This is a genomic window from Micromonospora sp. CA-248260 (genome assembly GCF_050942205.1).
GTDB classification, from domain to species: domain Bacteria; phylum Actinomycetota; class Actinomycetes; order Mycobacteriales; family Micromonosporaceae; genus Micromonospora; species Micromonospora antibiotica.
This window is the reverse complement of sequence record NZ_CP192021.1, coordinates 7,241,853-7,252,806: the sequence shown is the minus strand read 5'-3', so window position 1 is coordinate 7,252,806 and position 10,954 is coordinate 7,241,853. Positions and strand designations below refer to the sequence as shown.

Annotated in this window: 10 protein-coding genes; 9 read left to right on the top strand and 1 reads right to left on the bottom strand. The window is 71.4% G+C overall.

Annotated features, from left to right (window positions below):
- Positions 1–633: 633 nt before the first annotated feature.
- From rpmH to ACQP2H_RS31590, 9 genes are all read left to right on the top strand, one after another.
- Complete coding sequence (gene rpmH, locus ACQP2H_RS31630; RefSeq protein ID WP_208565176.1) at positions 634–771, top strand: 50S ribosomal protein L34; 138 nt, start codon at positions 634–636, stop codon at positions 769–771.
- A 29-nt stretch (positions 772–800) separates the two neighbouring features.
- Positions 801–1,232, top strand: a complete 432-nt coding sequence (rnpA, locus tag ACQP2H_RS31625; protein ID WP_219465390.1) for a ribonuclease P protein component — start codon at positions 801–803, stop codon at positions 1,230–1,232.
- Positions 1,233–1,276: 44 nt separating this feature from the next.
- On the top strand, positions 1,277–1,516 hold the full coding sequence (yidD, locus tag ACQP2H_RS31620) for a membrane protein insertion efficiency factor YidD (protein ID WP_204925644.1): 240 nt from the start codon (positions 1,277–1,279) through the stop codon (positions 1,514–1,516).
- 3 nt (positions 1,517–1,519) lie between these two features.
- A complete protein-coding gene (yidC, locus tag ACQP2H_RS31615) occupies positions 1,520–2,506 on the top strand; it encodes a membrane protein insertase YidC (RefSeq protein WP_219465389.1) in 987 nt (328 codons plus the stop codon).
- Between the two features lie 215 nt (positions 2,507–2,721).
- Complete coding sequence (locus tag ACQP2H_RS31610) at positions 2,722–3,300, top strand: protein jag (RefSeq protein WP_208565172.1); 579 nt, start codon at positions 2,722–2,724, stop codon at positions 3,298–3,300.
- Positions 3,301–3,427: 127 nt separating this feature from the next.
- Complete coding sequence (rsmG, locus tag ACQP2H_RS31605; RefSeq protein ID WP_363818265.1) at positions 3,428–4,129, top strand: 16S rRNA (guanine(527)-N(7))-methyltransferase RsmG; 702 nt, start codon at positions 3,428–3,430, stop codon at positions 4,127–4,129.
- A gap of 274 nt (positions 4,130–4,403) precedes the next feature.
- Positions 4,404–5,759 (top strand): ParA family protein, encoded by a 1,356-nt coding sequence (locus ACQP2H_RS31600; RefSeq protein WP_357532685.1) that lies wholly within the window; start codon positions 4,404–4,406, stop codon positions 5,757–5,759.
- 27 nt (positions 5,760–5,786) lie between these two features.
- Entirely contained in the window at positions 5,787–6,833 is a 1,047-nt protein-coding gene (locus tag ACQP2H_RS31595; protein WP_219465387.1) for a ParB/RepB/Spo0J family partition protein, read from the top strand.
- 2,107 nt (positions 6,834–8,940) lie between these two features.
- The gene (locus tag ACQP2H_RS31590) at positions 8,941–9,831 is read left to right on the top strand and encodes a hypothetical protein (protein WP_433233763.1); all 891 of its coding nucleotides are present in this window, start codon (positions 8,941–8,943) and stop codon (positions 9,829–9,831) included.
- A 121-nt stretch (positions 9,832–9,952) separates the two neighbouring features.
- Here ACQP2H_RS31590 and ACQP2H_RS31585 read toward each other — a convergent pair whose 3' ends face one another.
- Entirely contained in the window at positions 9,953–10,948 is a 996-nt protein-coding gene (locus tag ACQP2H_RS31585) for a D-alanine--D-alanine ligase family protein (protein WP_433230267.1), read from the bottom strand.
- Positions 10,949–10,954: the final 6 nt, after the last annotated feature.

Below are 10,954 nucleotides of genomic sequence, written 5' to 3'. Positions count from 1 at the left end.
CGTCGTGCCACCCCCTCGCCTCTGCTCCCGACCGCCGCTGTGGTCCAGCGGTTGTGCCGGGCCCGCCACCGCGTTCGCGGGTGGTACCGCTCACCCACCGGACGGCTGACCGGCCGGCATCCACAAGTTATCCACAGCCTGTGTGTACCGACCGATTGTGGCCGCCCGCCGGGCGCGGGTCGGACCTGCCCCCCTGTCGGGGAGGGCGTTTGAAGCGGGTTCACCGTGCCGAACGATTCACTGCCGGGTCCGGTCTTGCCCTCCGACCACAACCCGGAACCGAAGCTGACCGCAAACGCGCACGGTAACAGCGACGACGGGCCGCCATCAACCGCCGCCACCCCGACCGCCGCTCCCACCCCGGGCGGGACACCCGCTCGACAGGACACCGGACCAGCGGATCGCCGGTCCGGGTGGTTTGACGGTCATTGCCCCCCTGCGTAGGCTGGAGGGGCTGCTCTGTCGCCCTCTGCTAGGGTGATGGGTGCTCGCTGTCCGTGGTCGTCGCCCCGCATCGCCGAGGTTCCGCGCCGCCGGGCAGCACCGATCGGAGGCCACCACCGAGGTGGTCTGGTCCACCAAACGACCCCGGGCGAACCCGCGCCGGGGACGTACGAAAACGGAGAGCCTGACGTGAGCAAGCGCACCTACCAGCCGAACAACCGCCGGCGCGCGAAGACCCACGGCTTCCGGCTGCGCATGCGCACCCGTGCCGGCCGCGCCATTCTGTCGACCCGCCGTGCCAAGGGCCGTAACCGCCTGTCGGCCTGAGGCCGACCGGTCCGGGGACGTGGACAGTCGTGCTGACGGCCGCACAGCGCCTGCGGCGTAGCAGCGACTTCGCCGCAGCCGTCCGTGGTGGTCGACGCGTCGGGCGTGGTGCCGTCGTCGTCCACCTGACACTGCCGGTGGCCTCCACATCCGCCGCGACCACACCCCTCGGGACAACCTCGCCGGAGCCGGCGCGGAGCACCGACCCGGAGCTGATCTCCGGATCGAGCCGCGCCGGCTTCGTCGTGTCCAAAGCCGTCGGGCCCGCCGTGGTCCGCAACAAGGTTCGCCGCCGGCTGCGGCACCTGGTCCGTGAGCGGCTGGACGCGCTACCGGCCGGCAGCACCCTGGTGGTACGCGCCCTGCCCCCCGCCGCCGGCACGCCGTATGCCCGGCTCGGCAGCGACCTGGACGCGGCGATCGCCGCCGCCCGGACGCCTCGGGCGCGGCGGTCGCGGTGAGCAACGGACCCGCCGTGTCGGCACGCCGGAGCATGGGTGCCCGGATGCTCAGTGGTCCCATCATCGCGTACCGTCGTTGGATAAGCCCGGCGTTGCCGGCCCGCTGCCGGTTCTACCCGTCGTGCAGTGCCTACGCCCTGGAGGCGGTGACCCGTCACGGCGCGCTCCGGGGGGCCGGCCTGACGGTCCGGCGGCTGTCGCGCTGCCACCCTTTCCACCCTGGTGGACACGACCCGGTTCCGGAGCCGGGCCGCCGCCGACGCGCCGACGTGACTGGAGTCTGAGAATTGAGTCTCGACTGGATCTACTACGCGATCTCGTGGATCCTGCTGACCTGGCACTCGGCGTGGGACGCCATCGGGGTGCCGGTCCGCACGGTGCTCGGCACGAACTGGTCGTGGATTCTCGCCATCGTCTTCCTGGTGGTCACCGTCCGGGTGATCCTCTTCCCGGTCTTCGTCAAGCAGATCAAGTCCCAGCGGGCGATGCAGGCGCTCCAGCCGAAGGTCAAGGAGCTCCAGGAGAAGCACAAGGGTGACCGGGAGACGCTCCAGAAGGAGATGATGGAGCTCTATCGGAAGGAAAAGGCCAACCCGCTGATGGGCTGCCTTCCGATGTTCCTCCAGATCCCGGTCTTCCTGGGTCTCTTCCACGTGCTGCGCCGGCTCGACCCGGCCAAGGAGGCCAAGAGCCTCTACGGCTGGACCGCCGAGCAGTTCGACAGCGCCTCCAGCGCCACGATCTTCACCGCCCCGATCGCCGGCAAGTTCGGCTCCACCGCCGACGAGCTGGCCCGGCTCGGTGCCAACGGCACCACCGTGAAGGTGATCGCCGGCATCCTGGTCCTGGTCATGATGGGCACCACCTACCTGACCAGCCGTCAGATGATCCTCAAGACCGGCTGGGCGGAGGACCCGCAGCAGCGGATGATCCAGCGGCTGATGCTCTACGGCATCCCGCTCTCCCTGCTCGTCTCCGGCTCGATCTTCCCGATCGGCGTGATCATCTACTGGGTCACCAACAACCTGTTCACCCTCGGCCAGCAGCAGTGGGTGCTCCGCAAGTTCCCGCCGCTGGTGACCAACAAGGGGGTCACCGGCAACAAGGCGACCAGCTCCGGTCCGGTGCAGCCGGCCAAGACCGGCGGTTTCCTCAACCGGAACAAGCCGGTCGCGCAGGCGCCCGCCAAGCCGGCCGCGCCGAAGGTCGCCGGGCCGAAGCCGGGTGCCAAGCCGGCCAACCCCAAGAAGGGCCCGGCCAAGCGCCAGGGCTGAGCCACCGGGCCGCCGTCGGGACGACCGACGGCGGCTCTCCGGCACCGCGCAGCCGCCTCACGGTCGGCGCCGGACCGGGACCGCCGCGCCTTGCGCGGTTGCGGGCGAGACCGCCCGTACCAGACGTGCCCGTGACCGAACCGGCCTCTTTCCGCCGGTCGCCCGGGAGACCAGCGGACCCGACGGTCCGGCCGAGCTAGTACGGAGATGACACCGTGACCGACACCAGCATCCCCAGCGCGGACGCCTCGCTCGACGAGGAGACCGTCCCGACCGCCGCTACCGGTGAGGGTGAGCCCGCCGACGGCGGCAAGGAGAAGAAGTCAGCCGGCGAGGGCGAGCTGTTCGCCCAGAGCGAGATCGCCGCCGACTACATCGAGGGGCTGCTCGACATCCTCGACTACGACGGCGACATCGACGAGCTGGTCTCCGGTGGTCGTCCGGTCGTCGAGGTGGTCGGTGGCCGGTTGCAGAACCTGGTCGGCCAACGCGGCGCCACCCTGGAGGCACTCCAGGAGCTGGCCCGACTGGCTGTGTTCCGCCAGACCGGCTCGCCGAGTCGGCTCCTGCTCGACGTGGGCGGCTACCGGGCCACCCGGCGCAAGGAACTCGCCGCCGTCGCCAAGAACGCGGTGGAAAAGGTCAAGGAGCACGGCGAGCCGGTGCGGCTTGAGCCGATGTCGGCCTTCGAGCGCAAGTGCGTGCACGACGTGGTCAACGCGATGAGCGGGGTGGAGAGCGAGTCCGAGGGTGTCGAGCCGACCCGGCGCATCGTCGTCCGGCCGGCGGACTGAACTGGTGACGCCCGACGACCTCACGACGGATGCCGGTCCCGGCCCGGGTGGCACGCCGCCCGGGCCGCCGTCCGAGCCTTCCGCCCCGTCCGCCCCGTCCGCCCCGTCCGCCACCCTCCCGGCCGAGCTGGCCGCCGCCGCGACGGCGCTCTTCGGTGACCGGCTCGACCTGGCCGCCGGGTACGCCGAGCTGCTCGCCACCGACGGTGTGGTGCGTGGTCTGATCGGCCCCCGGGAGGCACCCCGGATCTGGGACCGGCACCTGCTCAACTGCGCCGCCGTCGCCGAGCGCATCCCCGAGGGTGCCAGCGTGATCGACGTCGGCTCCGGAGCCGGGCTGCCCGGGCTGGTGCTGGCGATCGCCCGTCCCGACCTGAACGTCGTCCTGGTCGAGCCGCTGGCCCGGCGTACCTCGTTCCTCGTCGAGACGGTGGAGCGGCTCGGGCTGGCCAGGATGGTCCGGGTGTTCCGGGGCCGGGCCGACGAGGCAGCCACCGGGGCGTCCGGCGTCGGCCCGTTCACCGCCGACGTGGTGACCGCCCGCGCGGTGGCACCGTTGGACCGCCTCGCCACCTGGAGCCTGCCGCTGGTGGTTCGCGGCGGCCGGCTACTCGCCCTCAAGGGGTCGTCCGCGCTGGACGAGATCGCCGAGCATGCCGAGGCCGTGGCGAAGCTGGGCGGCGGCGAGCCGGCGGTGCAGCTGTGCGGCACCGGCCTCCTCGATCCGCCGACCACCGTGGTGGAGATCGTGCGGGAGCGGGTCGTCCGACCACCGGGGGCCAAGGTGGCCTCGAAGCGCGCTCGCGGTGGCCGCAAGCGCGCCCGCTGAGTCCTGTCTGTCGCCGCGGATCGGTGCCCGCTGCCCCCGGGTGCCCGGTGCGGTGGCACCGATCCGCGGCGGACGCGGTGCCGCCGGAGAACGAAGATGGACCCGCCGCGCCCGTCCCCCGTAGGCTGACCGCGCGTCGATAGTGTGGGGCGGGTGGATGTCGGGCGCACCGGGTCCCGATCGCCCCCGCCGGGCCGTACGCTCCGCGGTGCGAGCGCGTACGGCAAGCGAGACGGGGTGCGGACCGACCATCCGGAGCGGGTAGGGATGACAGGTGCATGACGACGGCAGGTACGACGATCCACGGGTGAACCGTCCCGACGGATCGGGCTCGGACGCGGGCCCTGTTTCACGTGAAACCGACCATCAGGACCGGACTGCCGGTGGGCAGCCGGCGATCCATCCGCCGGAGCGCACTCCCGGATCGCGGCGTGAGCCTCCGGTGGTGGGTGCGGCACGCCCGGCTCCCGAGTCGTACGTTCCGCCGCCTACCGCCCGATCCGGCTCCGACGGCGGTCCCACCCGTGCTCCCGATGGCCGGGCAGCACCCTCGGCACGACGTAACGCGGGGGCGTCGTCGCGGTTCACGGCTCCGCTGCACGGCAATACACCATCGGTGCCCACCCAACCCCACCCCGACGCGGTGCCCGACGCGACGCCTGCCCTCGACATTCCTGGGCTCGTCCCCGGGCCCGTCGCCGTGGGTTCGGCGGACGCCGCGTACGTTTCACGTGAAACCCCGACGCGCGAAGAGGATGACCCACCGTTGGCTATGGAGGCGATGCGCGCCGTGCAGATCCTTAATCCGAGTGGCGAGGTGACCATGCCCCGTCCTGAGCGGACCCGGGTGATGTGCGTTGCCAATCAGAAGGGCGGCGTGGGCAAGACCACGACCACGGTGAACCTGGCGGTGGCGCTGGCCCTGCACGGCAACCGGGTGCTGGTGGTCGACCTCGACCCGCAGGGCAACGCTTCCACCGGGTTGAACGTCCCGCACCACACCGGGGTGCCGGACGTCTATGACTGCCTGATCGACAGCGTGCCGCTGGCGGAGGTGGCCCAGGAGGTCGAGGGCATCCCCAACCTGTGGTGCGTGCCGGCGACCATCGACCTGGCCGGCGCCGAGATCGAACTGGTCTCCGTGGTCGCCCGGGAGTCCCGGCTCAACCGGGCCATCGAGGCGTACCCGGGGCACTTCGACTACGTCTTCATCGACTGCCCACCCTCCCTCGGGCTGCTGACGGTCAACGCCCTGGTGGCCGCGCAGGAGGTGCTGATCCCGATCCAGTGCGAGTACTACGCGCTGGAGGGGCTGAACCAGTTGATAAACAACATCAACCTAGTTCGCCAGCACCTCAACCCGAAGCTGGAGGTCTCCACGATCCTGCTCACCATGTACGACCGCCGTACCCGGCTGGCCGACGCGGTGGAGCAGGACGTCCGGAACCACTTCGGCGACAAGGTCCTCCAGGCCGTCATCCCCCGCAACGTGCGGGTGTCGGAGGCCCCGAGCTATGGGCAGTCCGTGATGACCTACGATCCCGGATCGCGGGGAGCCACGAGTTACTTCGAGGCTGCCCAGGAAATCGCCGAGCGCGGTGCCAAGGAGCCGGTGAGCCGGAATGCGTAGTGCGGACGAGTCGCTGGGAGGCGTCGTATGAAGAACCGTCCCCGGGGCGGTCTGGGTAGAGGGCTCGGTGCGCTGATCCCGACCGGGCCGGTGCAGGAGAGCACGACCACGGCGACCCTGCCCGTGGAGGTCGACCCGGCGCGGCCGGCGACCGAGACGTCCACCGATCCGGTGGCCTTGGACGTGACGATGCCCGCGCCGGTGGCCCTCGCACCGCCACCCGACGAGCCGCAACTCAGCCCGGTGCCCGGTGCGCGCTTCGCCGAAATCTCCGTCGACGCGATCGTGCCGAACCCCAAGCAACCCCGGCACGTCTTCGACGAGGAGGCGCTGGAAGAACTCAAGACCTCCATCCAGGAGGTCGGCTTCCTCCAGCCCATCGTGGTCCGGCAGCTGGACAGCGAGAAGTACGAACTCGTCATGGGTGAACGGCGCTGGCGTGCCGCCCAGGCGGTCGGTCGGGAGAGCATTCCCGCGATCGTCCGGGAGACGAAGGACGACGCCATGCTCCGGGACGCGCTCCTGGAGAACATCCACCGGGCCAACCTCAACCCGTTGGAAGAGGCTGCGGCCTACCAGCAGTTGCTGGAGGAGTTCGGCGCGACCCACGAGGAGTTGGCCCGGCGGATCGGGCGGAGCCGGCCACAGATCTCGAACACGATCCGGCTGCTGAATCTTCCCCCGCAGGTGCAGCGCCGGGTGGCGGCCGGTGTGTTGTCGGCCGGCCACGCCCGCGCGCTGCTCAGCCTCGACGAGGCCGAGGCGCAGGAGCAGTTGGCCCTGCGGATCGTCGCCGAAGGGCTCTCGGTCCGGGCTACCGAGGAAATCGTGGCACTGACGCTCAGCGACGGCCCCGCGAAGACCCCGGCAGCCAAGCGCCGGTCCAAGGCGCACGCCCCGGCGTTGACCGATCTGGCCGACCGGCTCTCCGACCGGTTCGACACCCGGGTGAAGGTGGACATCGGTCGGAGCAAGGGAAAGATCACGATCGAGTTCGCCACGGTGGACGACCTGGAGCGGATCGTCGGCATCATCGGGGTCGGCGAGGAAGGCCAATCCGAGCCCGAGGACTGATCCGTTTCCCGCCGTTCCCCGGCCGCGTACCCGAGACGGGTACGCGGCCGTTCTGGTGGTGCTGCCCTGCCGCCAGTATGGGCGGTGGACCTGCTGCACTCAGCAGAGCACGTCCACGCCGGGCCCTCGCCCTTTCACCACCCGACTCCGAGGCGTGGCTTCCCGCCCGGCGGCCGTTCTGCTCGGGGTCGGCGGGTTTCTCCCCTGCGGGTCGACATTTCCTCGGGTGCCGCCATCGAGCCGAGCGTCGCCCCCGTTTCACGTGAAACGCAGGAGCGCAGAGTGGACCGCAGGCCAGTCGCGTCCCACCCGCCGACCGCGTGCGGAACCGCCCACCAGTCGACCGGTCGGCCGGGAACTGCCCACCAAGGCGACCGGTCGGCCGGGAACCGTCCACCAAGGCGACCGGTCGGCCGGGAACCGCACGCCCGACCGCGCGCGCCGGCGGGAACCGACCGCGCGCCGGCGGTCGCGGACCACCTGGCATCCGAGGCTTCGCGGAGTAGCCGCCGTCCGCGGAGCGGTCTGCTGATCCGCCCGGCGGCTGCCGTGATGGGTGGACCGGATCGCTCAGGACGCCGGAGACGACTGGAAAGGTGACGCCCCGTCCTGGTGGTACCCGAGATGCTCACGTGACGGCTCAGTCGATCTGAGGGCCTCGGCCCGCTGCGCGAAGCGGAGCCACGGCCGCGCGCTGGGGAGCGAGGCCGACTGTCGTCCTGGGGGCGGTCCGTGCCGTGGGATTTTCGGGCGTGACGGGCACGGCTGCGGGTCGGGCATCGACCATGGTCGCCTCCGGCCATGGACGGGTCGCGCGACCCCCGCCCGCCGGCCTTCCGGCCCCTCCGCCTTCCGGCCCCTTGGCCCCTTGGCCCCTCCCGCACTCCAGCCCCCGACCCTCGGCCCTCCGCCTCAGGCCCTCCGCCCCAGGCCCTCCGGGCCCCAGCCCCCGGGCCGTCCGCCCTCGGCGGGAGATGCTGCTGTCGGCCTCCGGGACGCCACTACCGAAACGATGTTGTTCCACGTGGAACAACGGCCTCGATCAGGTTTCACGTGGAACATGCCCGTGCGGTTGCGATCCAACTTCCACCCCGCCGAACCTTCCGTCCGATGGCGGCGGCGGGCGGTACCGGCGGGGAGGCGTCGGAGCTGCCCACTCAGCAGTCGGCACTGCGCCGGTTTCACGTGAAACCGGCCTGCCGCTCCACCGGCGATCACACCAGGTGCCCGGGGCGGGGTTCGCCGTTCCCCACGAAGCCGGACTCGCGTGCGTAGCCATGGAGTCGGCTCCGGCGGCGCAGGTAGCAGCGAATGGTGATCTCAGCGGGCGAGCGCGGTGGTCGGTGGTCGGGAGCGAGCAGCGCCATGGCGTCGACGAGGGCATGGGTCTCCCGTATCCCTTGTGATCGATTGGGCCTCTCCATGGGGCGTCCAGGAGGTGGAGAGTGCCCTCAGGGGATGAGGAGGAGTTGGCGACAGGAGCACGGCCGGTGGTCTGGCGCTCCCCCACGGGACCGATCGGATGGCCGAGAGGACCGGTGTCCGGGCTAAAAGCCCGGAGCTACCGACAGCTACAGCCGCCCTTCGATCGTTGAACGAGTCGAGCACGCCATCCCTGTGAACAGTGCTGTGGACGAACGCCAAAGTTATCCACAGAAGTTTTCCACAGGCACTACCCGTTTCACGTGAAACAGCGCGTCAGAGCCATCCCCAGCCTGTGGATGACGGGGTGTGGTGGTGATCTCATCAGCCTGTGGACAACCCACCTGTCGCCCCCTCCGCGCCCCGGTGTCAGCCGCTTCGATCGGCCGAAATCCCGTCATGATCAGCGGCGTTCGGGGTAGGGACAGCGGTGCCGGTCTCGGTTAGGGTCAGCGTCGTGCACGACACCCCTGCCTCCCCAGTTCCGGACTTCACCCAGTGGCCGTCGTTTCCCTTCGAGGGTGAGCTGCGCGTCAAGCACCTCGACGAACCGGTGGCGGTCGAGCCTCCCCGTAAGGGCGAAGGGCTCCGGGAGTGCATCGCCTGCAAAGCACCCGACGACGCGTACATCTGGGTGGGTGAGCGGTGGCGGGTGCGGGCCATGGACCGTCCGACCGGCCTGCCCATGGTGCTGATCCTTGAGTCGCGCTCGCATCTCGACCTGGGCGACCTGCCCAATTTGCTCGCTGCCGAACTCGGGGTGATGACCGTCCGACTGGAACGCGCCATCCGCTCGCTGGACGGCGTCGCCCGGGTGCATGTGAACCGGTGGGGTGACGGGTCCGCCCACCTGCACATGTGGTTCCTGGCCCGTCCGTACGGCCGACTCCAGCTGCGTGGCACCTTCCTGTCGCTCTGGGACTCGATCCTGCCGCCCATCTCCGAATCCCAGTGGCGGGAAAACCTCGCACATGTCGCGGCCTGGCTCGCCGAGTTCGGCGGCCGGCCCCTCGCCGAGCCGCCGCGGATCCAGTGGCAGACGCCCTCCAGCATCGCCGCGCAGTCGTCGGCCGAGGCAGCCGCGGCTGCGGCTGCGGGAGACGCCGTCTCCGTGATCGAGTCGGCGGAGGAGATCCCTCTCCCGGTCCCGACGGAAGGCTCGACCGGGGCCGAAGCTGAGACCGGAATCAACACCGAGACCTCGTCGGTGGAGAGTGCGACCGCGTCGGCCCCGGAGCGGACCGGGCCCGACAGCGCGGCCCTCGTCCTCGATCCGCGCAGCACCCAGGACGCCGAAAGCAGGGAAACCCGCACCGTCGGCGCTGACGACGACGGCACCGCTGACGGTGCCGGTCCGGGACGGGCCGACACGGCTGCCCGTCCCGATCCGGAGGGCACGGCCGACCGGGCTGCCGCCGCAACCGGCACCGGCCCGGGTGGCAGCGGAACGGACCGGCCCGGTACCGGGCCCGGAAACACCGACACGGTCGCGTCGGAGACCGAAGGCACGGCAGTCGACGGTACGGACGGGACCGGCGCCGTCAGCGCGGCGAAGCCCACTACGGGCCCGGCGTGACTGTCGCGTCAGACCCCGACCGGCGCTGACCCGGCCGCACGGGGACCACCCCGACCCGCAGGGCTACCGACCCCTGTCCGGGCAACCCGACGGCAGGAAAGCCCGACGGCGCGGGCGCGGATCAGGGGCGGCGGCGGGCTGCCGTTCGGCCGACCAGTGTGCCGAGGACCTGACCGAAGTCCAGCCCGGCCGCCTGGATCGCCAACGGCAGCAGCGACGTCTCCGTCATGCCGGGCGACACGTTGACCTCCAGCACGTGGGGTCGGCCGTCCCCGTCGACGATCAGGTCGACCCGGGAGAGGTCGCGCAGCCCGAGCGCGGTGTGGGCGGCCAACGCCACCTCGGCCACCGCGCCGGCCACCGCCGGGTCGAGGCGGGCCGGTGCGTGCCAGGTGGTCCGGCCGGCGGTGTAGCGGGCGGCGTAGTCGTACACGCCGTTGCGGGGCACGATCTCCACCGGCGGTAGCGCCTGTGGCCCGTCGCCCAGGTCGAGCACCGACACCGCCACGTCCATGCCGGGCACGTACCGCTCGACCAGTGCCGTCGAGTCGTACGCGAAGCAACCGACCATCGCGGCCGGGAGGGCGGCGGTATCCCGCACCACGGCGGCACCCAGGCCCGAGCCGCCCTGCGTGGGCTTGACCATCAGCGGCAACCCCAACCGTTGCACGATGCGGTCGAGCACGGCCACCGCGCCCAGCTCGGAGAAACGGTCGTGCGGCAGGGCCACCCAGTCGGGGGTGGGGATGCCGTTCTCCCGCAGCACCGCCTTGGCTGACGGTTTGTCCCAGGCCAGCCGGGCGGCCCGCGCGTCACAGCCGACGTAGGGCACGTCGCACAGGTCGAGCACCCCACGTAGCGAGCCGTCCTCGCCGGTCGCACCGTGCAGGGCGATCACCACGGCGTCCGGCGGGTCGGCGGCCAGCGCGGGCAGCAGTGCCACGTCGGCGTCCCGTAGCTCCGCCTCCACCCCGGCGCTGCGCAGCGCGTCGAGGACCCGCCGGCCGGACCGCAGGGAGACGTCCCGCTCGTACGACAGGCCACCGGCCAGCACCAGGATGTGCAGGTCGGCGGCGGAATCGGTCACGACGGTGCGCTCGACGGGAATGGCAGCCATGCGGGC